The 24,035-nt window shown below is 65.3% G+C and carries 19 protein-coding genes; 13 read left to right on the top strand and 6 right to left on the bottom strand.

Annotated features, from left to right (window positions below; translation table 11 throughout):
- Positions 1-435 (bottom strand): hypothetical protein, encoded by a 435-nt coding sequence (locus AAFG16_RS19230; RefSeq protein ID WP_027560358.1) that lies wholly within the window; start codon positions 433-435, stop codon positions 1-3.
- Between the two features lie 64 nt (positions 436-499).
- Between AAFG16_RS19230 and AAFG16_RS19235 the strand changes: the two genes are divergently transcribed.
- Complete coding sequence (locus AAFG16_RS19235; RefSeq protein WP_283085870.1) at positions 500-1,087, top strand: hypothetical protein; 588 nt, start codon at positions 500-502, stop codon at positions 1,085-1,087.
- Positions 1,088-1,099: 12 nt separating this feature from the next.
- On the opposite strand, the gene AAFG16_RS19240 is transcribed toward AAFG16_RS19235, so the two are convergent.
- Positions 1,100-2,443 (bottom strand): PLP-dependent aminotransferase family protein, encoded by a 1,344-nt coding sequence (locus tag AAFG16_RS19240; protein ID WP_283085871.1) that lies wholly within the window; start codon positions 2,441-2,443, stop codon positions 1,100-1,102.
- Between the two features lie 186 nt (positions 2,444-2,629).
- On the opposite strand from AAFG16_RS19240, the gene AAFG16_RS19245 reads away from it, so the two are divergent.
- Positions 2,630-2,866: a DUF1127 domain-containing protein gene (locus AAFG16_RS19245; protein WP_342740224.1), complete on the top strand. Its 237-nt coding sequence runs from the start codon at positions 2,630-2,632 to the stop codon at positions 2,864-2,866.
- 26 nt (positions 2,867-2,892) lie between these two features.
- Here the strand turns inward: AAFG16_RS19245 and AAFG16_RS19250 are convergent, their stop codons facing one another.
- The 3 genes from AAFG16_RS19250 to AAFG16_RS19260 are packed head-to-tail and all read right to left on the bottom strand — an operon-like array spanning position 2,893 to position 4,389.
- On the bottom strand, positions 2,893-3,354 hold the full coding sequence (locus AAFG16_RS19250) for a hypothetical protein (RefSeq protein ID WP_342740225.1): 462 nt from the start codon (positions 3,352-3,354) through the stop codon (positions 2,893-2,895).
- A gap of 15 nt (positions 3,355-3,369) precedes the next feature.
- Positions 3,370-3,795 carry a universal stress protein gene (locus AAFG16_RS19255; protein ID WP_283085874.1) on the bottom strand — a complete coding sequence of 142 codons (426 nt, stop codon included), beginning with the start codon at positions 3,793-3,795 and terminating at the stop codon, positions 3,370-3,372.
- Positions 3,796-3,852: 57 nt separating this feature from the next.
- A complete protein-coding gene (locus AAFG16_RS19260) occupies positions 3,853-4,389 on the bottom strand; it encodes a histidine phosphatase family protein (RefSeq protein ID WP_283085875.1) in 537 nt (178 codons plus the stop codon).
- Positions 4,390-4,584: 195 nt separating this feature from the next.
- On the opposite strand from AAFG16_RS19260, the gene AAFG16_RS19265 reads away from it, so the two are divergent.
- The 9 genes from AAFG16_RS19265 (at position 4,585) to AAFG16_RS19305 (ending at position 18,310) form a co-directional block, all read left to right on the top strand.
- A complete protein-coding gene (locus tag AAFG16_RS19265) occupies positions 4,585-6,042 on the top strand; it encodes an FAD-binding oxidoreductase (protein ID WP_342740226.1) in 1,458 nt (485 codons plus the stop codon).
- 86 nt (positions 6,043-6,128) lie between these two features.
- Entirely contained in the window at positions 6,129-6,641 is a 513-nt protein-coding gene (msrB, locus tag AAFG16_RS19270) for a peptide-methionine (R)-S-oxide reductase MsrB (protein WP_342740227.1), read from the top strand.
- A 291-nt stretch (positions 6,642-6,932) separates the two neighbouring features.
- Positions 6,933-9,230: a flagellar hook-basal body complex protein gene (locus AAFG16_RS19275; RefSeq protein WP_283085878.1), complete on the top strand. Its 2,298-nt coding sequence runs from the start codon at positions 6,933-6,935 to the stop codon at positions 9,228-9,230.
- A 35-nt stretch (positions 9,231-9,265) separates the two neighbouring features.
- Positions 9,266-11,149: a flagellar hook-associated protein FlgK gene (flgK, locus tag AAFG16_RS19280; RefSeq protein WP_283085879.1), complete on the top strand. Its 1,884-nt coding sequence runs from the start codon at positions 9,266-9,268 to the stop codon at positions 11,147-11,149.
- Positions 11,150-11,169: 20 nt separating this feature from the next.
- Complete coding sequence (locus AAFG16_RS19285) at positions 11,170-13,071, top strand: flagellar protein (protein ID WP_283085880.1); 1,902 nt, start codon at positions 11,170-11,172, stop codon at positions 13,069-13,071.
- Positions 13,072-13,142: 71 nt separating this feature from the next.
- Positions 13,143-13,928, top strand: coding sequence for a hypothetical protein (locus tag AAFG16_RS19290; protein WP_283085881.1), 786 nt, complete (start codon positions 13,143-13,145; stop codon positions 13,926-13,928).
- Between the two features lie 10 nt (positions 13,929-13,938).
- Entirely contained in the window at positions 13,939-15,561 is a 1,623-nt protein-coding gene (locus tag AAFG16_RS19295) for a hypothetical protein (protein WP_283085882.1), read from the top strand.
- 2 nt (positions 15,562-15,563) lie between these two features.
- Entirely contained in the window at positions 15,564-16,817 is a 1,254-nt protein-coding gene (locus AAFG16_RS19300; protein WP_342740228.1) for a hypothetical protein, read from the top strand.
- A complete protein-coding gene (locus AAFG16_RS19305) occupies positions 16,814-18,310 on the top strand; it encodes an aspartate aminotransferase family protein (RefSeq protein ID WP_342740229.1) in 1,497 nt (498 codons plus the stop codon). Before AAFG16_RS19300 ends, AAFG16_RS19305 begins: the two co-directional genes overlap by 4 nt.
- Positions 18,311-18,380: 70 nt before the next feature.
- Here the strand turns inward: AAFG16_RS19305 and flbT are convergent, their stop codons facing one another.
- The gene (gene flbT / locus AAFG16_RS19310) at positions 18,381-18,806 is read right to left on the bottom strand and encodes a flagellar biosynthesis repressor FlbT (protein ID WP_128932807.1); all 426 of its coding nucleotides are present in this window, start codon (positions 18,804-18,806) and stop codon (positions 18,381-18,383) included.
- A 323-nt stretch (positions 18,807-19,129) separates the two neighbouring features.
- Here flbT and AAFG16_RS19315 point away from each other — a divergent pair, with 323 nt between their 5' ends.
- Both AAFG16_RS19315 and AAFG16_RS19320 read left to right on the top strand, forming a co-directional pair.
- A complete protein-coding gene (locus tag AAFG16_RS19315) occupies positions 19,130-21,370 on the top strand; it encodes a DUF1522 domain-containing protein (RefSeq protein ID WP_283085885.1) in 2,241 nt (746 codons plus the stop codon).
- Positions 21,371-21,702: 332 nt separating this feature from the next.
- Positions 21,703-23,943: a DUF1522 domain-containing protein gene (locus tag AAFG16_RS19320; RefSeq protein WP_283085886.1), complete on the top strand. Its 2,241-nt coding sequence runs from the start codon at positions 21,703-21,705 to the stop codon at positions 23,941-23,943.
- Positions 23,944-24,035: the final 92 nt, after the last annotated feature.

Here is a 24,035-nt window from a genome sequence, read left to right on the forward strand (position 1 = left end):
TCAACCGCGGCGCAGGGCGAAATGCGCGCCGCAGAACGCCATCACGGCGCCGAGGCACAGGGCGGCAAGCCCGGCAAGCACGACCGAGACGGTCGGGATCGGGCTCGGCGCCGAGGCCGCCTGGCCCGCGCCTGCGAGCAGGAGCACGCCGACCGCGATCAGGAACTGCCGCATCCGCTGCGGGATCTGGCCGTCGACCGCGCTCTGCATCAGGCTCGCCGTGAAATAGCCGCCGGAGAAGCCGACGGTAGCGATCAGCCACCAAGCGATCGCGGCGCCCGCAGGCATGAACTCGTGGGTGTCCGAGCGCCAGAGGCCGCCGAGGTCGAGCCCGTAGCGCGCCCCGAGCATGTGCACGGCGAGCGCGAGCAGCACGCCGGAGATCACGGCGGCGCCGAGAATCAGGCGGCGCGGAAAAAAGGTCGTCTCAGCCATGGCTCGCTTGTAGGATGGGCGAGGGCGGTCGCGCAAGCATATCGCGGACGGGATTGATTTCGAGATGCAGGTTTCGGGAGCTGAGGCCGCTAGGGCCACGAGCTACGCCTACAAGGCGTCGCTGATCGGCTCGGCGCATCGCTTCGAGCTGACGGAGGAGGGGCTGTCCTGGCACATCGCCGGCCGCTCGGGCCTGTGGCGCTATGACGAGATCAGTGCTGTCAGGCTGTCGTTCCGCCCGGTGTCGATGCAGCAGCATCGCTTCCGCGCCGATGTCAGCCACAGCGGCGGCGGCCGCATCGCAATCCTCTCGACGAGCTGGCAGACCGCCGCGCTGATGGCGCCGCAGGACAACGGTTTTCGCGACTTCATCCTCGAATTGCATGCGCGGATGGCGAAGGCGGGCAGCCGCGCGGCGCTCACCGCGGGCCTCGGCGCCAAGACCTATGCCGCGGTGCTGGCGTTCCTGGCGCTGCTGACGGTTGCGATGGCGGGGCTTCTGATCCGCGCGCTCATGATCGGCGAGCTCGCGGGCGTGCTGTTCATCCTCGGCTTTGCCGCGCTGTTCGCCTGGCAGGTCGGCGGCTTCGTGCGGCGCAATCAGCCGCAGAGCTACAGTTTCGATCGCGTGCCGAAGGCGCTGCTACCTTAGTCCCCCGACGCGCTACTCCGTCGAATCAAAATCCTCTTCCTTGGTGCCGAGCAGCGACACGATCGTGCGCAGGCCCGAATCGAGCTGCTCGAAGCTGGGTGGGGCGAGCGCGAGGCGCACCGCATTCGGCGCGTGGCCGTGCGCGATCGCAAAGGTGGAGGACGGCGTCAGCGCGATGCCGCGCCGCGCAGCGGCAGCCACGAAAGTCTGCGAGCGCCAGTGCGGCGGCAGCGTTAGCCAGAGATGATAGGAGCGCGGGTCGGCGGCGTGCTGGTAGCCGGCGAGCAGCCTTGCCGCGGTCTGCTGGCGGCGCGTGGCGTCGATGCGCTTCAGCCGCGTCAGCTCGGCGACGGTGCCGTCGGCCATTAGCCGCTGCCCGGCCGCCAGCGCATGGCCGGAGGCGGTCCAGCCGCCGGTGCGCACCGCGCTCATCACGCTCTCGCGCAAGTGCGGCGGCGCGACGAGGATGCCGAGCGCAAGGCCCGGCGCGACCTTCTTGGACAGGCTGTCGATGACGATGCAGCGGTCCGGCTCGAGGGCTGCGAGCGGCGTGTCGTCGGCGAGGAAGCCATAGACGGTGTCCTCGATGATGGTGAGGTCGAGCTTCTCGGCGACGCGCATGATGTCGGCGCGCCGCGTCGCATTCATGGTGACGCCGAGCGGGTTCTGGATGATGGGCTGCAGATACAGCGCCGACAGATGCGCCTCGCGATGCGCCTTCTGGATCGCATCGGGCCGCGCGCCGAATTCGTCCATCGGTATAGGCACCAGCGTGATGCCGAGTCGCGCGGCGATGCTCTTGACGTAAGGGTAGGTCAGCGCCTCGACGCCGCAGCGGCCACCGGTGGGCACGAGCGCGGCGAGCGCGGCCGCGAGCGATTGCTTGCCGTTGGCGGTGAACACGATCTGCTCGGCCTGCGGCGTAAAATCCTTGCGCGCGAGATAGGCGGCGGCGGCATTGCGCGCACTCTTGGTGCCGGTGCTGGTGGAGACGCGTAGCGCGGATTCGAGCGCATCGACGCGCTCCAGCCCTGCAAGGCTCTTGGCGATCATCGCCCATTGCTGCGGCAATAGCGGATAATTGACCTCGAAGTCGATCCGCGCATCGCGCGGCTCGCTGATGGTCTCGACCTCGCGCCTGACGTCGCCGGAGATGAAGGTGCCGCGGCCGACCTCGCCGACGACGAGGCCGCGGCGGAGCAATTCCGTATAAACCCGGCTCGCGGTCGAGACTGCGATGCCACGGTCATAGGCAAAATTGCGCTGCGGCGGCAGCCGGTCGCCGGGCCTTAACGTGCCGTTAGTGATATCGGCCGCAATGGCATCGGCAAGCTTCACGTACTCGAACTTGGACATTATTGCACCGAGAGCAATGTTTTACTTGCTCCGAGAAGTGTACTGGAGCATTTAAGTTCCATCAAGTTCCGCGATTGAGCCGAGGAGAGCGAGAGCAATCCGACGGCAAACGAGGTGCAGGCGCTGACCGCGTCCGCGCCAACGGCACCTGCTTCGCCGCGCGGGACAATACGCCGGAGAAGAAACATGACCACGATTTCGCAAACTGCCGGGCGGAATTTACGCCCATCCTCGTCGAGCGGATTTTTTGCAACGCTCGCCAACGCCGCTTACGCGCTGTTCGACCGCCTGGAGCGCCGCTCCGCCGTCAAGACCCTGAACGAGCTCGACGACCGCGCCCTGCGCGACATCGGGATCAACCGCAGCCAGATCGAGGACGCGGTGTACGGGCAGGTCAAGGCCGAACTGACGCGGTATCTGTAAGCGCGGCTTCCAGATGACTTCGGGGCTCAGGCCATCGCGGCCTGATCCCACATCCCGCCGAAAGCTCGATCATCTTCGGGCTGGTTGGACTTGCGGCGACGCCTCGGCGCCGAACCCGCTCCGCGCCGCCGCCTGGGATCGATCCGCTGCATGCCGGTGCGAAGGCGCGCAAGCAGTACCGGGGCGCGCATCGCGGCCCGCTTCACGAGAAACGCGATCGTCGCGGCCCGGCTCAGGATGCTGAGCATCAGCACCACCGAGAAGATGTCGATATAGGCGACGAGGTCCCCGACCAGCATCAGCGCGGGAGGCAGCGGCACGCTGTGGTAATAGGCCAGCAGCAGGACGGCCACCGGGACGAGGGCCACCACCTTTCGCCAGGTCAGCCGGTCCAGCAGTGCCGCAAACTGCACGACCAGGATCTCCCACAACGCATCGCCGATCGCGAGCGGGATTTCATAGCTCCACTTGCGCCACCATTGCTTCACCGCATTGCTCCGCGTTCAGTGCCTCACCACCAGCACCGAGCACTTGGCGTAACGCACGACGTGCCCGGCATTGGAGCCGAGGAAATAGGTGCGCATCGCCGGCCGGTGCGAAGTCATGACGATGAGGTCGGCCTTCATCTGTGCGGCTTCCTCCAGGATCTCGTGATAGATGCCGCCCTGGCGGACCACGCTGGAGATGTGGGAGGGGTCGATGCCGGATTCGCGGGCGACGATGGCGAGCGCCTCTTCCGAGGTCTGGCGCTGCTGCTCGTCGAAATCGGCCGGGACGTATTCGGCGAGCATCACCGGCGTCATCGGCAACACGTTGAGCAGCCGGACCGATCCGCTCCAGTTCTGCGACAGCGTTGTCGCGGTCGCGATCGCCGGCTTGGCGAGATCGGTGTCGGCGAGGTCGATGGGCACGAGGATGGACTTGAACATCTGCGCCTCCCTATGAACCAGGCTGGATCAACCGGTCGAGACGGCGCCCGCGCGTCTCTAGCCCGATCGAAGCAGCTTGGGGCTGACGAACAGCACCAGTTTGCCGCGGCGGTAGGCCACGTCGTTCCAATCCTTGACGTCAAAGTCGAAGATCGCAAGTCCCGCGGTGGGCAGATTGTCGGCAAGCGCCTTGGCGCTCGCGGGATCACCGCTGCCCATCAGCATCAGGGCGGTCTCATGCATGCCGGGATTGTGTCCGATCAGCAGCACACGCCTGGGGTCGGCGGGGGCGGTTGCAGTGCGAATGGATTCCAGGATCTGCGCGGGATCGGCGCCGTAGAGTTCCGGCAGGACCTCGATCTCAGGCGCCGCGACGCGGTCCTTCATCGCCTCCCAGGCGATGTCCCAGGTCTGCCTGGCACGGACGGCATGCGACACCAGCACGGTCTCGGGGAAGGGGGGATGCGCGGCGATCCAGTCGCCCATCTGGGCGGCGTCCTTGTGGCCGCGGTCGTCGAGCCGGCGGTCCTGGTCACGGCCGCTCGGCGCGTCAGTCTCTGTCTTGGCGTGACGCAGCAGCATCAAACGGCGCATGGCATTCTCGAATCGTTCCACGTCCAGAATAATCTACAGGCGCCCGTTGAGGACAAGGTGACAGGCGCCCGATCGGTCTTTAAAGCGCGACGAGCAATAGAACAAATCGTCATCACGATTTAAGTTGTTGTTTTGAACGTGATCTTTTCGGAAAACCGCTGCACACATGTCCGGATCATGCTCTAAGAAAACTGCATGAACGAGACTTTCACAAGCGTGTCCCAGCAGGAAGCCGGCTTTCGCGACCGAGTGCGGCTGTCGTTCGATCTCGATGCCGACATCTGCGTGATCGGGGCTGGGCTCGCCGGGCTCTCGATCGCGCTGGAGGCGGCCCGGCTCGGGGCCAGCGTCGCGGTGCTCGAGGGCCGCCATATCGGCTGGAACGCCTCCGGCAACCAACTCGGCACCGTGACGCCGGGCTTTGCCTTGCCGCTCACCGACCTGATCGAGCGGATCGGCTTCGAGGACGCCAGGGAATTGTGGACGCTGTCGAAGGAGGGCGCCGAGTTCGTCCGCGCCAACGCCAGCGAGGAGAACATGCCGGGCATCGGCCTCAGCGAGGGCGTGCTGGAGGTCTCCAATGTCGATGCGGGCGACCGGCTGATCAGCCGGTTGCAGATCCTGAATGAGGATTTCGACACCGAGGTCGAGGGCTGGCAGATCGATCGCGTCCGCGAGGCACTCAAGACCGATCGTTACTTCCACGGCGTGTACTATCCCAGGGCGTTCCAGGTCGACGGACGCAAGTATGTGAACGGCCTTGCGGCATTGGCGCGGCGGGCAGGGGCCCGCATCTTCGAGGACACGCCGGTGGTCAGCATCGATCATTCCGGCATCCGCAAGCGCATCGTCACACCGTCGGCGCGGCTGCGCGCGACCCACATCGTGCTCGCCGGCAACATCCATCTCGGCGCGCCCTTGCGGCGGCTGTCGGAGACGCTGCTGCCGGTCTGGCGCTATGCCGGCATCACCGCGCCGCTCGGCGAGCGCGTGCACGACATCGTCGCCTTCAAGGGATCGGTGATGGATTCCGACGGCGTCGACCATTTCCGGATCGTCGATGGCGACCGGCTGATGTGGGAGAGCCCGGAGACCACCTGGGCCGCGTGCCCGCAGCGCTTCACAGGCAGCGTCAAGCGGCGGATCCGCACCATCTTCCCCGCGCTCGGCGATGTCGAGATCACCGACATGTTCGGCGGCGCCACCGGCCAGACCGTGCACGGCATGCCGCAGATCGGCCAGTTGCGCAAAGGCCTGTGGGTGGCGAGCGGGTTCGGCCGCCACGGCATGAATACGTCGGCTATGGCCGGGCAGCTGATCGCGCGCAGCATCCTGTGGGGCGATGAACGCTGGAAGCTGTTCTCGCCGTTTGAACTGGTCTGGGCGGGCGGCGTGACCGGTCGTGTCGCGGGCCAATTGGTCGGGCTCTGGGGCAGGGCAAGTTCCGCCGCCGCGGGCTCACTCGCCCGCTACCGCGAGCGTGCCAGGGTCAAGGACCGGGAGCGCGAGGCCCGGCTGGCCGAAGCCAACCGCGCCGCCGGCACCGGTCCGCGCCGTCCGCCGCCGGGCGTGCGGCCTCGGCTGGCCCCGGTACCGAAACCTGCGCCGGAAGCCGTGGAACCGGCCCCGCAGGACGCCAGCGTCTCGCAATAACCCTGAGAAAAATTCCGCCCGGACGTGTAACGTCGGCCGTTAGAGCCCGTATCTCAGGGCGTGGACTCCCGCGCACGGAGAATGAGATGTTTGACCGCCGCATCCTGCTAACGACTGCCGCCGGCCTGTTCGGCCTTTCCGCCTTCCGCTGGCTGAGAGGATCCTCTGCCGAGGCCGGCGAGAAGGCCACGGAAAAGTTCGAGATCGAGAAGACGGAGGCCGAATGGCGCGCGCAGCTGACGCCGCAGCAATATGAGATCCTGCGCAATCACGGCACCGAGCGGCCGGGCTCCAGCCCGCTGCTGAAGGAGCACCGCAAAGGCATTTTCGCCTGCGCCGGCTGTGACCTGCCGTTGTTCGCGTCCGATACCAAGTTCGAGAGCGGCACGGGCTGGCCGAGCTTCTACCAGCCGATCGAAGGCAATGTCGGGAAGACCGAGGACCGCACCTACGGCATGCTGCGCACCGAGGTGCATTGCCGGCGCTGCGGCGGCCATCTCGGCCACGTCTTCGACGACGGTCCGAAGCCGACCGGTCTGCGCTACTGCATCGACGGTTTCGGGCTGGTTTTCCACCCGGCGGCGGCGTCGGCGACGTAGTGACTTGAGGTGTCATTCCGGAGCGATGCGTGAGCATCGAATCCGGAATCTCGAGATTCTCAGGTGCGCAATCGCGCACCAGAGTTCGGTCCTGCGGACCGCCCCGGAATGACGTCACGTCCCGGCAATTGTTGCCGGCCCGGCAATTGTGCCCCGGTCATCCGACCTGGGCTTGTCTATTTAAGTCATTGATTTCCTGAAGATACCCGCATTGGCATAGCCCTTGCGACTGTCTCTTCCGACTGCGGCCATGGTCGACCGGCCGCCGGGATCGGATTTGGAGACAAAGTTATGGGTATCTTCGATGCAATGAACACCTCGGTGGGTGGCCTGCAGGCGCAGTCCTTCGCGCTGCAGAACATTTCCGGCAACATCGCGAACTCATCCACCACCGGTTACAAGGGCATCGGGACCAGCTTTGTCGACCTCATTCCGGACGCCTCGGTGCCGAGCAAGCAGGTCGCGGGCGGCGTGACGGCCAACGCGAAAGCGACCATCACCACGCAAGGCACGATCTCGTCCTCGACCGTCGCGACCAACATGGCGATCACGGGCGACGGCTTCTTCTCGATCCAGAAGGCGACCGGCGTCGTCGACAACGTGCCGGTGTTCAGCGGTGTCACCTACTATACGCGCCGCGGCGATTTCCAGCTCAATGCCAACGGCAACCTCGTCAACGGCGCCGGCTATTACCTGATGGGCACCACGGTCGACCCCAAGACCGGCAATCCGACCGGCAACGTGGCGACGGTCCTGAAATTCCAGAACAACTTCATCCCGGCACAGGCGACGACCTCGATCCAGTACGCGGCGAACCTGCCGAGTACGCCGAGCACTGCGGCGAGCTCAACCGCGGCGGCCAAGACGCTGCTGGCGGCCGGCGGCCTGAACCCGTCCGATTTCGGAGCCAACCCGCTGCCGATCGGCACGCCGGCCCCGGGCTATACGAATGCGACGGTCTCTGGCGGCGCCGCGACCGGCAATCTGCGCTCGGCTTATACGTCGACGACTGGGGCGGGCTCGGTTGCGTTGCAGGACAACGCATCGGCGGTTGCAGGTACGGGCACCAAGCTCGATCCTTCCGCGGTCAACCATCTTGCCACGAGCATTCTCAACGCGCTCAGCAACGGTACGACCGGTACGACGCTGACTATCACCGGCGCCAGCGGCACCAACACGATTACCTTCGACCCCAATGTCACCACGATCACGTCGTCCGGAAACAGCACCACGATCGGATTGGCTCCGGGCAGCACCGCGAAGGTCTCTGATATCTTGAACGCGATCGCGACGGCCGCCGGCATCCCCGCCGCCAACGTGACTCTGAGCGCCAGCGGCAATATCCAGATCGCGACCGGCACCGCCACCGATGTGTCGGTCACCAGCGGCGCGGCGGCCACCGCGCTCGGCATCAGCACCGTCACGCGCGGCGGCAACGTGCTGTCGACGCCCGCGATCACCGCCTCCACCGTGCTGGGCGGCGCTGCGACCGCCGGCGGCGCCGAGGTGCTCTCCTCGGGCTTCGTGGCCAATGACACCATCACTGTCAATGGTCAGACTTTGACTTTCGTCTCGCCGCCTACTGTTCCCAGCGCCAGTCAGATCCTCACGACCGATAACATCGGGAACCTGCTCCAAAAGATCGACGCTCTTGTCGGTGCGTCGGGCTCATCGGTCAGCAGCAGCGGCGTGATCACGCTGAACACCGGTACCGGTAGCGCCACCCCCACTCTGTCGGTGTCTAGCAGTAACTCCGCCGCCTTCGCCGCGCTCGGCTTTACGTCGACCGTCACCAAGAATCGCGGCGGCGGCGGCACGATCGGCACGGGCACCGTGATGGGCGCCGATGTCGCGACCTTCACCAAAGAATCGATCAGCGGCGGTGCAGTGACCGCGTACAACGCGGCCGGCACGCCGGTGAACCTGCAATTGCGCTGGGCCAAGACCGACAGCGCGTCGCTGGGCAACGGTCACACTGATAGCTGGAACCTGTTCTACCAAACCGATCCCGCCGCAACGGGTGCGTCGCAGCCGGCTTGGGTGAACACCGGACAGACCTTCACCTTCGCCGCCGACGGCTCGCTGACCTCGCCGAGCGGCTCGGGCATCACCATCAACAATGTCAGCGTCAGTGGCCAGCAGCTCGGCTCTGTCGCCTTCAACATCTCCTCGGGAGGGCTGACACAATACGCCAGCACCAGCGGTGCGGTGACCATCAACACCATCACCCAGAACGGCTATGCCGCCGGTCAGCTCCGCTCCGTCGCCGTCAACAACAACGGCCTCGTGGTCGGCACCTTCTCCAACGGCCAGAACCTCGACCTCGCGCAGGTGTCGTTGTCGCACTTCAACGGCACCAACTACCTCAAAGCGCTCGACGGTGGCGCTTACGCCGTGACCGAGCAGTCGGGCCCTGCGATCGACGGCGCCTCGGGCACCATCAGCGGCTCGTCCCTGGAAGGCTCGAACACCGACATCGCCGACGAGTTCACCAAGCTGATCGTGACCCAGCAGGCCTATTCGGCCAACACCAAGGTGATCACGACGGCCAATTCGATGGTGCAGGACCTCCTGAACGTGTTGCGCTGATCGGCGCGTGACGTAACCAAAGGCGGTAAGTACACATGGGTTTGAGTTCAGCCCTTGCCAGTGCGATGAGCGGTCTGCGTGCCAACCAGGCCGCGCTCTCGATCGTCTCCTCGAACGTCGCCAATTCGCAGACGCCGGGTTACGTCGTCCAGACGGCGAACCAGATCGAGGTCACCACCGGCGACTTCGGCTCGACGGCGATGACGACCGGCGTGAGCCGGGAGCTCGACACCTATGTGCTGAACCAGCTGCGAACCGAGACCGGTGGCAGCGGTTACGCCGATCAGATGGCCAACATCCTGAAGCAGCTTCAGAGTGTCTATGGCACGCCCGGTAACAACGGCACGCTCGAAACAGCGCTGAACAAATTCACCACGGCGCTGCAGGCGCTGTCGACGAGCTCGGGCGCCTCGTCGGCACAGACCGTTGCGCTGGGTGCGGCGCAGGCGCTGGCGCAGCAACTCAACGTCACCACCAAGGGCATCCAATCGCTGCGCTCCAACGTCGAGCAGGATCTCGGCACCTCGGCGCAGGCCGCCAACGCGGCGATGCAGAAGGTCGCCGACATCAACACCAAGCTCCAGGGCCTGTCGGCTAACGATCCCTCCGCCGCGACGCTGATGGACCAGCGCGATCAGGCGATCAACACGCTGTCGAAATATGTCGACGTCCGCGTCACCACCGACGGTTCGAACCAGGCCAACATCTACACCACCACCGGCATCCAGCTCGTCGGCGCCGGGCTCGCCTCGCAATTCTCCTTTGCCTCCGCCGGCGCGCTGTCGGCGACCTCGCTCTACAACAGCGATCCCACCAAGTCCGGCGTCGGTGCGTTCAACATCAGGCTGCCGAACGGCTCGCAGATCGACGCCGTCGCCAACAACGTGGTCTCCTCGGGCCAGATCGCGGCCGACCTGAAGCTGCGCGACCAGACGCTGGTGCAGGCGCAGACCCAGCTCGACCAGCTTGCGGCGACGATGTCGAGCGCGCTGTCCGACAAGACCGCGGCCGGCAGCAAGGTCTCGGGCCCGCCGGCCGGGTTCGACCTGGACCTTGCCGGTGCGCAAGCAGGCAATACGGTCAACATCACCTATACCGACACCGCGACCAACACCCAGCGCCAGATCACGCTCGTCAACGTGACCGATCCGGCGGCGCTGCCGCTCCAGAACGCCACCAACGCCAACCCGATGCAGGTGGGCGTCAACTTCTCCGGCGGCATGGGTGCGATCGCCGCCGCGCTCAACACCGCGCTGTCGGGCTCGCATCTGTCGTTCTCCGCCGCGCCGTCGCCGGCGACCGCGACGACGCTGCGGGTCACCGACGACAACACCGGCCTTTCCAAGATCAATTCGGCCTCGACGTCCAAGACGATGTCGTCGCTGGCCTCCGGCAATCCGCAACTGGCGCTGTTCACCGACGGCGGGCAGGCGCTCTACACCGGCGCGATCACCGCATCGGGCTCGCAGATGACCGGCCTCGCCGGGCGCATCGCCGTGAACACGCAGGTGGTCGCCGATCCGACCAAGCTGTCGGTCTACAACACCTCGCCGGTGACGCCCCCGGGCGACACCACGCGTTCGGACTATCTCTATTCGCAGCTCACCAATGCGGTGTTCTCCTATTCGCCGACGACCGGCCTCGGCTCTGCCAACCAGCCCTTCACCGGCAGCGTCTCGAACTACCTCCAGCAGTTCCTGAGCATCCAGGCCAACGCCTCGACCCAGGCGACCCAGCTCCAGCAGGGCCAGAGCGTCGTGGTCTCGACGCTGCAGGCCAAGTTCGACTCGACCTCCAGCGTCAATTTGGACTCGGAGATGTCGAACTTGATCCAGCTCCAAAATGCCTATGCCGCCAACGCCCACGTTATGTCGGTGGTGCAGAGCATGATGAACACTTTGATCCAGGCTCAAGCGTAACCAGTACAGGGCTCTGAAACATGTCGATCAGCAGCATAAACTACTCCTCGTCGATCCTCGGCTCGCAGATCCGCAACATCAACCAGCAGCTCACCGACCTGTCGACGCAGCTCTCGACCGGCAAGCTGTCGCAGAATTATTCCGGCATGGGCACCAACGAGGGATTTGCGATCGCCGGGCGCTCGCAGCTCTCCAACATCGCCGCCTATACCGACACGATCACCAACGTCAACGTCAACATCAACCTCGCCAATACCGCGCTGCAGTCGCTGACGACGATTCGCACCAACACCAAGACGGGTTCGGCCAGCACGGCGCAGGATCTCAACGTCAACGGACAGACGGTGGCGCAGAACACGGCCGCAGCCCAGTTCGGCTCGATGGTCGGCGTGCTGAACACGCAGTCGGGCAACCGCTATCTGTTTTCCGGGACCGCGTACAACACCCAGCCGGTCGCCAATGCCGGGGACATCATCAACGGCACCACGACGCAGGCCGGCTTCAAGACCGTCATGGCGGAGCGCCAGGCCGCCGACCTCGGCGCCAACGGCATGGGGCGCCTGGTGCAGACGCAGCCGACGCCGAGCTCGGTGAAGGTGTCGGAAGACGCCGCCGGGTCGCCGTTCGGGCTCAAGGTCAAGGCGGTGTCCTCGACGCTGACAGGGGCGACCGTCACCGGCCCGAGTGGCTCGCCGGTGTCGTTCTCGGTCGATCTCAACGGCGTCAATCCGAACAACGGCGACAAGCTGAGCGTCCAGTTCACGCTGCCGGACGGCACCACCGAGCAGATCGACCTGACCGCGTCCACGGCGACGCCGACGCCGCTCGGCAGTTTCGCGATCGATGCGAGCGTCCCGGTCAACCCGAACAATACCGCGACCAATCTCAACACGGCGCTGAACACCGCGATCAAGAAGCTTGCCAACACGTCGCTGGTGGCGGCGTCCGCCGTGACCGCGGGTGACAATTTCTTCAACACGGCAAGCTCGGCGACCGGGACGACTGCGGTCACCAATCAAGTCGCCCCGCCAGCTTCGAACATCGCCACGGGCGCGACGGCGCTGTCCGGCGCAAGTGGATCGGACTCCATCACGCCGGGCTTCTCCGCCGGGGACACCATCACCGTCAACGGCACCACGCTCACTTTCGTCAACTCGGGCGCGACCGGCAACCAGCTCAATGTGACCGACAGCATCCAGACGCTGATGAGCAAGATCGACGCGATTACGGGCACCTCCAAGCCGTCGACGATTCATGGCGGCGTGATCACGATCAACACCAACGATGCGGCGAGCCTGAACATCACGGGCTCGACCCCGGGCGCGACCGCCGCGCTTGGCTCGCTCGGTTTCAGCACGACGCCCGTGACCGCCACGCAGCCGCCGCTACGCGTTGGCTCCTCGCCCGCGAGCTCGGCCACCACGCTGGTCAACGGCTCGGCCAACACCGTGAAATGGTACCAAGGCAATGACGGACCGGGCTCGGCGCGCTCGACCGCGGTCGCGCGCGTCGACGATTCCGTCACGGTGCAGTATGGCGCGCAGGCGAACGAGGACGCGATCCGCCGGCAGTTGCAGGCGATTGCCGTGTTCGGCACGTTTTCGACGACCCCGGGCGGGCAGTATTCCGGCGGGCAGGTCGCCGCGCTGAGCCTGCGCACGACCCAGGCGCTGACCCAGCAGCCCGGCCAGCAGCGCATCGAGGATATCCAGACCGACATTGCGATGGCCCAGAACACGATGAAGGACGCGACCACGCGCCAGACCCAGGCCAAGGCGCAGCTGCAGTCCATCATCGACCAGGCGGAGTCGGCCCCGCAGGACCAGGTGGCGAGCGAGCTCCTGGCGCTCCAGAACGCCCTCCAGGCGTCCTATCAGGTGACCTCGAAGCTCGCCCAGCTCTCGCTCGTCAAGTTCCTGTAAGGATGCGTTAAGGCATCGTTAACCATGCCTCTTTACCTCTTGGTGAGGATTGGAGCGGGGCAAAGCGGCCGATGTCGGACAGGATGCAGCTGGTGGTGGCGACGCCGTGCTTCGGCGGGCAGGTCTCGAGCATCTATGCGAGCTCGATCTTCGCGCTCCAGCGCGCCGTGCACGGCATGTCCAATCTCGACCTCAAGGTGCACATGCGCGACGGCGACGCGCTGATCACGCGCGCGCGCGCCAATCTGGTCGCGATGTTCCTGGACGATCCCAAAGCGACGCATTTCCTGTTCATCGACGCCGACATCGGCTTCAAGCCGGAGCAGGTGTTCCGGCTGATGGAGTGCGGCGCGGACGTCGTCGCCGGCTGCTATCCGATCAAGCGGGTCAACTGGAACAAGGCGAAACGCGCGATCGAGGCCCGCCGCACTGATGTGCCGGCCGCCTCGCTCGACTACGTGCTCGAGGTCGAGGACCCCGACCGCATCGTGGTCGTCAACGGCTTCACGCGCGTGCGCTATGCCGGCACCGGTTTCCTGATGATCCGCCGCCACGTGCTGGAAGCGATGTGCCGCCATCCGGCCTACGCAAACTTGCAATTCTTCCGCGAGCATTCGCACGATGCGCTGGCGGCGAGCCAGAACCGGTTCGCGCTGTTCGAATGCATGATTGATCGGGCGACCGGCACTTATCTCTCGGAAGACTTCGCCTTCTGCAAGCGCTGGACCGATATCGGCGGCGAGATCTGGGCCGACATCCAGAGCTCGCTCGACCATGTCGGGCCCTCGGTGTTCCACGGCGACATCGCCTCGCAATTCGCAGCCGCGCCCGCGGCGGCAGCGGCCGACGCGGCGTGAGCCTTTCGGGATGAGCACCGGCGCATCCCGTCTGTCAGCTTCGGAACGCGCGCCCGACGGCGGCTCGCGCTACCGTCTGCGCGATCTCTTCACGCCATTGGACACGCTGCTGGTCTGCGGCGGAGACCCGCGCCTTGCGCTCGATCCCAGGGATGGCGTCAACGCCTATGGCTGTGCGGCCTCGCCCGAGCCGGAGACCTGGAATTTCGCGTCCTCGACCGCATCGACGATCTCGCAAGCGGCTTATGACCGCGCCGCGCTGGCGCGCGAAGAGCTGATGCACAGGTGCCTGTTCGACGAGGTCGAAATCGCCTTCGACGCGCGCTGTGAGGGCATGCGCGAGGAACTGCGCGGCCATCTCCAGCTCTCGCCGCGGGTCGACGTCGTATTCTCGCCCTCCGGCACGGACTCCCAGCTCCACGCGCTGTTCCTGGCGAGCGCGGTGCTCGGCGCCTCGCCGGTGACGATCGTGGTCGGCACGGATCAGACCGGCAGCGGCACGGTTCATACCGCGCGCGGACATCATTTCAGCTCGATGACGGCGAGCGGCGTTGCGGTGCGCAAGGACGCCGCGGTCGCGGGTCTTGCCGGCGACAGCATCGCGGTGCCGCTGCTGGATGCCGCCTCCGGCATCGCGATGCGCGCGGATGCGGACGCTGCGGTGATGCGTGCCATCGAGACCAGCCTCGCGCAAGGCCGCTGCGTTCTCCTGCAAATCATGGATTCGTCAAAACTCGGCTGGCGCGCGCCGAGTGCTGCCTGCCTCGATGAGATCGCGCGGCGCTGGCCGCGCAAGGTACAGGTGGTCGTCGATGCCTGTCAGGCGCGGCTCGGCCGCCGCCGGCTGCGCTGCTATCTCGACCGCGGCTACATGGTGTTGATGACCGGTTCGAAATTTTTCGGCGGACCCGCCTTCAGCGGCGCGCTGCTGGTGCCAAAAGGCCTGTCGCGGTCGATCGACCGGATCGGCGCGATCGCGCCGGGCATTTTCGACTATGCCGGCCGCTGCGACTGGCCGACGGCCTGGACGGCGCTGCGCTCTCGGTTCGAGCGTCGGCCGAATTTCGGTCAGTGGCTGCGCTGGGAAGCCGCGCTGGCCGAGATCGGCCGCTACTACGCTGTCCCCGGGGCATTCCGCGCCAGGGCGCTGGCCGAGCTTGCCGCCGGCATCGACAGCATGCTCGCGCTGTCGCCGTCGCTGCGTGCCATTTCCGTGGCGACCGAGAAGGCCGGTGCGGATGACGAGGAATTCGCCCGCGCCACGATCTTTCCGTTCACGCTGCTGCGAGACGGCAAACCTGTCTCGCTCGCCGAGACCGGCGCCGTTCATCGGTTGCTGGCGTGCGACATGAGCGAGGAGCTCGGCGGCAGCGCGGCGGATCGGCAGGTCGCCGCACAACGCTGTCTGGTCGGCCAGCCGGTCCGGCTGGAGCGACAGGGCGAGGCGCCGCAGGCCGCGTTGCGGCTGTGCGTCGGCGCGCGGCTCGTCGCCGAAGCCTGGTCGGCGGATGCCGCGCAGGCGCAACGCAATTTGCAGCATGTGCTCGATCGCATCGCCCACGTCCTGGTGAAGATCGAACTGCTGCTTGACCGTGCCACGGCTGCGCCGGGGAAGTTTGTGCTCGAGGTCTGAAGATGCTGCATCCTGTTTCCGCGCCTGATAGCGTGACCACGCCGAACTATTCCGACCGCATCGGCTTTGCGCAGTTGACGCGGCGGGCCTTCGAGGGCGGCGATCTGCATCCGCTGCGCGAGCATCTGCTGGCGCGGATCGCGGAGGGAACGGCGGAGGCGGGGGAGGGCCTCGATCTGTCGCTGATTGCCCAGCTTCTCGGCGAGAAGGAGGCCGGGCTCGTGATCCAGACCGAGGTGCTCGCCTTCCACCAATTGTTTCGCACGCCGTGCGCGGTTGCCAAGCCGCGCCTGCGCGTGCTCGCGCTCGCCGCCGATATCGACATGGGCGGCAACACCCCGATCGAATTCCTGCTCGAGGGCTCCGACATCGAGCTGCTGACGCTGTATGTGGTCCACGGAGTCGGTCTGCCCGAGACGTTGCCTGATCACGACGTCGCCATCGTGGTCGCTTCCGATTCCGAGGAATGCCGCGAGGCGCTCGCCGTCATCGCAGCGGCCGCGCCGCGCTGGCCGCGGCCTTTGCTCAATCGCCCCGAGCTGATTGGCAATCTCGATCGCGACAAGCTCTATCGGTTGCTGGCTGATATCCCGGGTCTCGATATTCCCGTGACCGCCAACGCGACCCGTGCGCAATTGACGGCTCTCTCGGAGGGGCGGATCGCTTGCACGGAGATTACGGGCGAACTGCACTTTCCAATGATAGTACGGCCGCGCGGGACGCACGCCGGCGTCGGGCTTGCGAAGATGGACGATGCGGCTGCGCTCGAAGCCTATCTTGTCGAGCGGCAAGAACAGGACTTTTTCGTCGCGCGTTTCGTCAACTACGCGAGTCCCGACGGGCTCTTTCGCAAGATCCGGCTCACGATGGTCGACGGCAAGCCTTATGCCTGCCACATGGCGATCGCCGATCGCTGGGATATCTGGTATCTCAACGCCTACATGGCGTTCAGCGAGGAGAAGCGCGCTGAAGAGGCCGTCTTCATGCAGGACTTCGATCACGCGTTCGCGGCGCGCCACAAGAAGGCGCTCGACGAGATGAGCAAGCGCGTCGGCCTTGACTATTTCATCGTCGATTGCGCCGAGAACCGCGATGGCGAGCTCTTGGTCTTCGAGGCCGACAACACCGCCGTCGTGCACAACATGGATCCGCCGGCCGTGTTTCCCTACAAGCCGCCGCAGATGCGCAAGATCTTCGCCGCGTTCACCGCGATGCTGTCGCGGCACGCCAAGGCCGGCGCGGAGAGCGCAGCATGAACGAGATCATCCGCAACACGCAGAGCTCCGTCACGAACGGCTCGCTCGATCCGCAGGACTGGAGCGAATTCCGCGCGCTCGCCCATCGCATGCTCGACGAGACCATCGACGGCATCGCCAACATCCGCTCGCGGCCGGTGTGGCAGCCGATCCCCGACGGCGTCCGCGCGGCCTTGAAGAGCGACGTGCCGCGCGGGGCGAGCGAGCTCGCCGAGGTCTATCGCGAATTCGCAGAGCATGTCGCCCCCTATGCGACGGGCAACGTCCATCCCGGCTTCATGGGCTGGGTGCATGGCGGCGGCACCGCGGTCGGCATGCTCGCGGAGATGCTCGCGGCCGGCCTCAACGCCAATCTCGGCGGGCGCGACCACATGCCGATCGAGGTCGAGCGCCAGATCGTCGGTTGGATGCGCAGCCTGTTCGCCTTCCCGGACAGCGCGAGCGGCATCTTCGTCACGGGCACGTCGATGGCCAATCTGATGGCGGTGCTGGTGGCACGCATGGCTGCGCTCGGCACGCTGGCGCGGCAGCACGGCATCGGCAATGACGGCGCGCTGCTCGCCGCCTATACCTCGCGGGCCGCGCATGGCTGCGTCTCGCGGGCGATGGACATCGCCGGGCTCGGCGCCGATGCACTGCGCAAGGTCGATGTCGACGTCGATCATCGCATCGACGTCGCCGCGCTGCGCGCGCAGATTGCCGCGGACCGCGAGATCGGTTTCAAGCCGTTCCTCGTCGTCGCCTCTGCCGGCACGGTCGATATCGGCGCGATCGACGACCTCAGGGCTGTCGCGCAGCTCTGCCGCGAGGAAGGCATCTGGTTTCACGTCGACGGCGCCTTCGGTGCGCTCGCGATCCTCTCGCCCGAGCTCGCGCCACTGCTCGGCGGCATCGAGCTCGCCGATTCCATCGCGCTCGATTTCCACAAATGGGGGCAGGTGCCTTACGACGCTGGCTTCCTGCTGGTCCGTGATGGCGAGCAGCATCGGCAGGCCTTTGCGCAGCCGGCGGCCTATCTCAGCCGCGAGGCGAGGGGGCTTGCAGCGGGCACGGTCTGGCCCTGCGATCTCGGCCCCGACCTGTCGCGCGGCTTCCGCGCGCTGAAGACCTGGTTCACGCTGAAGACGTTCGGCACCGATCGCCTCGGCGCGGTGATCGCGCGAAGCTGTGCGCTGGCAAAATATCTCGAGGCGCGCATTCTGGCCGAGCCGCGGCTGGAATTGCTGGCGCCGGTGAATCTCAACATCGTCTGCTTCCGCTATCGCGCAGGCGACGCGGTCAACCGCGAGGTTGTCGCCGACATTCAGGAGTCCGGCATCGCGGCGCCGTCGAGCACGACGCTGGATGGCAAGTTCGCGATCCGCGCGGCGATCGCCAATCATCGCACCGAAGAGACCGACATCGATGCGCTGGTTGCGGCCGTGCTCAAGTTCGGCGCGCAGCGCAGCGGCGGCGCGACCGAGGTCGAGGCGCCGCCGCTCGCGGCGCAGTGACATCTTGCTCTCAAAAACAAAACGCCCCGGACCTAGTCCGGGGCGTTTTGTTTTCAGATGCGCGAAGCGCTCAAGCGGCCGAACTGACGTCGCCGTTCGGATGAGTGGCTTTGTACTGATCGCGCAGCTTGTCTTCATAGGCGATCAGCTTGCGGGCCTCCTTGAGGGCTCGGTAGAGGTCGCCGCTCATGATGTTGTTGTTGATGCCCTCGATGATCGGCCAGGAGCTCGGCACCGCGGTGACGATGTCACGCACGAGGTTGAAGTAGGTGCCGTGCTGGGTCTGCGGATCCGGCGAGATGTACATCAGCTGGACCGCCAGATAGACGAGCTTGGCGGGGGTGTCGGCGGTCTCCGGCGTGAGGATGTCGCGCTCGCGCAGGATCGGCACGTTCTCGCCGTCGATCAGAAGACGGGCGCGCTGGTCCGTGTTGGTGATTACGGAGTTGCCGACGATGATGCGTTCGTGCGGTTTGAGCTCGACCTTGAGAGCCATGCCTGTTCTCCATCAACCCTTTTGTAACGAGCGGCGCGCGTCCCAGTGAATGACAACCGCCAGCTCTGATTTGGGTCCAATCCTTGCCGAATGTGGTTAACGGGTCGTAAAGATTCGCGGTCGTGTAAAATAATATAACGAGGTCAATGGCTTGAACGATCGAAAAGACCTCCGCTGCAACCGTGCGGAAATGCGTTTTGGGTACGACGCGGACAAACCGGCGGTTTCATTTCACGGATTGTTAGAGGCTCGGAGGCACCGTCCGCCCGTCGTTTGATCAATTTCGGTCAAGCAGGACGCGTAGCTACCAGAAAGGTAACAGTATGTCCGGTATCGTTCTCTCCTCCTCGGTTCGTCAGAACCTGCTCTCCCTCCAGTCCACCGCCGACCTCCTCGCCACCACCCAGTCGCGTCTGTCGACCGGCAAGAAGGTGAACTCGGCGCTGGATAACCCCACCAACTTCTTCACCGCCCAGTCGCTCGACAACCGCGCCAGCGACATCAACAATCTGCTCGATGGCATCGCCAACGGCGTGCAGGTGCTGCAGGCTGCCAACACCGGCATCACCTCGCTGCAGAAGCTGCTGGACTCCGCGAAGTCGATTGCCAACCAGGCGCTGCAGACCACGGTCGGCTATTCGACCAAGTCGAACGTCTCGACCACGATTGCTGGCGCGACGGCCTCCGACCTGCGCGGCACCACGACCTACACCAGCACGACCGCGCTCTCGAACGTGGTGTTCGACGGTAGTGCGGGCGGTACCACCGTTGCGTCCGGAACAACCACGCTCGGCGGCGGGTCCGCTTCGCTGGTCGGATCCGCGGCGCCTGACGGTGCAGGAACTGCGGCCAAACTGGCTACGACCCTTACGCTCGCCGGCACCCCCTCAGCGACGACCATTGCCGCCAAGGGCGCGCCTTCGGACGGCGAGACGTTGACGGTCGATGGCCACACGATCACCTTCAAGGCGGCCGACGTTCCGACCGCGGCGCCCTCAGGCTCGAACAAGGTCGGCAACATCGTTACGGACGGCAACGGAAACTCTACCGTCTACACGGGTGCCACGGGTGCGACCGGCACGGTGCAGGACCTGCTCAATGCGATCGATCTGGCGACCGGAGCTGGGAAACTTAACGGCGCTGGTAATGCCGTCGTCGCCGGCTCGGGCACTTTGGCTTCCGTTAGCGCAGGTGGTGTTCTTACCCTCACGACTGGTACCGGTGCTGATCTCAGCATCAGTGGCCGGGCCGACCTCCTGAAGGCCCTAGGCCTGACCGGGGCAGGGGGCAGCGGTAGCGTGACTGTGACCCAGGCGCGCTCAACCGCCTCAGGCACACTCGGCACTTTGATCCAGGACGGCTCGACGCTGAACGTGGATGGCAAGACGATCACGTTCTCGAACGCGGTGACGCCCACCACAGTCGCAACGGGCTCCACCCTGGTCGGCAATTTGGTCACGGATGGAAACGGCAACTCGACCGTTTACCTTCAGGCCGGCAACATCAACGACGTTCTGAACGCCATCGATCTTGCGACCGGTGTGCAGACCGTCAAGACGGCGGGTGCTTCCGGTGCCCTGCAGACGACCGCAGGCGCCAAGAACTCGTCGATCGTGGCCGGCGCGCTCAACCTCTCGACCGGTGCGAACGCGGACCTGTCGATCACCGGCACCAAGAATGCGCTGTCGGCGCTCGGCCTGACCGGCTCCACCGGCACCGGCACCGCCTTCACGGCGAGCCGTTCCGCGGCGTCGGGTGGCATCTCCGGCAAGACCTTGACCTTCAGCTCCTTCAACGGCGGCGCGGCGGTCAACGTCACCTTCGGTGATGGCACCGGCGGCACGGTCAAGACGCTCGATCAGCTGAACACGCAGCTGCAGGCCAACAACCTGACGGCCACGATCGATGCCAACGGCCTGCTCACGGTCGCGGCCACCAACGACTATGCGTCCTCGACGATCGGATCCGCCACCGCTGGCGGTACCATCGGCGGCACGATCACTTCGACCCTGACCTGGTCGAACGCGACCGCGCCGGTTGCTGATGCTGTTGCCCAGGCCACCCGTACCAACCTGGTGTCCCAGTACAACAACATCATGACGCAGATCGACACGACCTCGCTGGACGCGTCGTTCAACGGTGTCAACCTGCTCAACGGCGACCAGCTCAAGCTGGTGTTCGACGAGACCGGCAAGTCCAACCTCAGCATCACCGGCGTGACCTTCAACTCGAAGGGTCTGGGTCTGGCCGGCCTGGTGCAGGGCACCGACTTCATCGACAACGCCGCGACCAACAAGGTGCTGACCAAGCTGAACACGGCCTCGAGCACGCTGCGCTCGGAAGCCTCGACGCTCGGTTCGAACCTCTCCGTCGTGCAGGTGCGTCAGGACTTCAACAAGAACCTGATCAACGTGCTGCAGACCGGCTCGTCCAACCTGACGCTGGCCGACACCAACGAGGAAGCGGCCAATAGCCAGGCGCTGTCGACCCGCCAGTCGATCGCGGTTTCCGCGCTGTCGCTGGCCAACCAGTCGCAGCAGAGCGTGCTCCAGCTGCTCCGCTAATAAGCGGCTGACATCGCAATCAAGTCATGGCGGCGGGGCTTCGGCCCCGCCGCTTTCTTTTTGCCTTTTTGCGCAGCCGATCGAGAGGTGGTCTGGCGGCTCTGAAAAAGTAACCGTTGGTTATGGTTAACAGGGAGCAAACGCCGAAAAAGCATGAGGAGTTTCAGGTCGATCGTCACCGATCTTGACCCGCTCTCTGAGCCTTATGGTGAACCGGCGCTTACGGCTCGTGAGAAGGTTTCACCCTTTGTTAGCCATGTCCGCGCAGGCTGTGCCCGTCACTCGATCCGAAGCGATCGAACGAAGACGCGTAAACCAGAAGGGTAAGAGTTATGTCCGGTATTGTTCTCTCTGCGTCGGTTCGCCAGAACCTGCTCTCTCTCCAGTCCACCGCCGACCTCCTCGCCACCACCCAGTCGCGTCTGTCGACCGGCAAGAAGGTGAACACGGCACTGGATAACCCCACCAACTTCTTCACGGCACAGTCGCTCGACAACCGCGCCAGCGACATCAACAACCTGCTCGATGGCATTGCCAACGGCGTGCAGGTGCTCCAGGCTGCCAACACCGGCATCACCTCGCTCTCGAAGCTGCTGGACTCCGCCAAGTCGATCGCCAACCAGGCGCTGCAGACCACGGTCGGCTATTCGACCAAGTCGAACGTCTCGACCACGATTGCTGGCGCGACGGCCTCCGACCTGCGCGGCACCACGACCTACACCAGCACGACCGCGCTCTCGAACGTGGTGTTCGACGGTAGTGCGGGCGGTACCACCGTTGCGTCCGGAACAACCACGCTCGGCGGCGGGTCCGCTTCGCTGGTCGGATCCGCGGCGCCTGACGGTGCAGGAACTGCGGCCAAACTGGCTACGACCCTTACGCTCGCCGGCACCCCCTCAGCGACAACCATTGCCGCCAAGGGCGCGCCTTCGGACGGCGAGACGTTGACGGTCGATGGCCACACGATCACCTTCAAGGCGGCCGACGTTCCGACCGCGGCGCCCTCCGGCTCGAACAAGGTCGGCAACATCGTTACGGACGGCAACGGAAACTCTACCGTCTACACGGGTGCCACGGGTGCGACCGGCACGGTGCAGGACCTGCTCAATGCGATCGATCTGGCGACCGGAGCTGGGAAACTTAACGGCGCTGGTAATGCCGTCGTCGCCGGCTCGGGCACTTTGGCTTCCGTTAGCGCAGGTGGTGTTCTTACCCTCACGACTGGTACCGGTGCTGATCTCAGCATCAGTGGCCGGGCCGACCTCCTGAAGGCCCTAGGCCTGACCGGGGCAGGGGGCAGCGGTAGCGTGACTGTGACCCAGGCGCGCTCAACCGCCGCAGGCACACTCGGCACTTTGATCAAGGACGGCTCGACGCTGAACGTGGATGGCAAGACGATCACGTTCTCGAACGCGGTGACGCCCACCACAGTCGCAACGGGCTCCACCCTGGTCGGCAATTTGGTCACGGATGGAAACGGCAACTCGACCGTTTACCTTCAGTCCGGCAACATCAACGACGTTCTGAACGCCATCGATATTGCGACCGGTGTGCAGACCGTCAAGACGGCGGGTGCTTCCGGTGCCCTGCAGACGACCGCAGGCGCCAAGAACTCGTCGATCGTGGCCGGCGCGCTCAACCTCTCGACCGGTGCGAATGCGGATCTGTCGATCACAGGTTCGGGCAACGCATTGTCGGCGCTCGGCCTGACCGGCTCCACCGGCACCGGCACCGCCTTCACGGCGAGCCGCGCCGCATCGGCCGGCGGTGTCTCGGGCAAGACCTTGACCTTCTCCTCCTTCAACGGCGGCACGGCGGTCAACGTCACGTTCGGTGATGGCACCGGCGGCACGGTCAAGACGCTCGATCAGCTGAACACGCAGCTGCAGGCGAACAACCTGTCGGCCACGATCGACGCCAACGGCCTGCTCACGATCTCGGCGACCAACGACTATGCGTCCTCGACGATCGGATCGGTCATCGCTGGTGGCACGATCGGTGGCACGATTACGACCTCACTGACCTGGACCAACGCGACGACACCGACTGTTGACCCGGTTGCCCAGGCGACCCGTTCCAACCTGGTGTCCCAGTACAACAACATCATGTCGCAGATCGACACGACCTCGGTCGACTCGTCCTTCAACGGCGTGAACCTCTTGAACGGCGACCAGCTCAAGCTGGTGTTCGACGAGACCGGCAAGTCGAGCCTGAACATCACCGGCGTGACCTTCAACTCGAAGGGTCTGGGTCTGGCCGGCCTGGTGCAGGGTGTCGATTTCATCGACAACTCCGCGACCAACAGGGTGCTGGCCAAGCTGAACGCAGCCTCGAGCACGCTGCGCTCGGAAGCCTCGACGCTGGGTTCGAACCTCTCGGTGGTGCAGGTGCGTCAGGACTTCAACAAGAACCTGATCAACGTGCTGCAGACCGGCTCGTCCAACCTGACGCTCGCCGACACCAACGAGGAAGCGGCCAACAGCCAGGCGCTGTCGACCCGCCAGTCGATCGCGGTCTCCGCGCTGTCGCTGGCCAACCAGTCGCAGCAGAGCGTGCTCCAGCTGCTCCGCTAGTAAGCATCTGAAATCACGGAACTAAAACCGGCGGCGGGGCTTCGGCCCCGCCGCTTTTTTCGTTCGTGCAAGGGCTCGATGGAGCCCGTGTT

The organism is Bradyrhizobium sp. B117 (assembly GCF_038969555.1).
Lineage (GTDB): Bacteria > Pseudomonadota > Alphaproteobacteria > Rhizobiales > Xanthobacteraceae > Bradyrhizobium.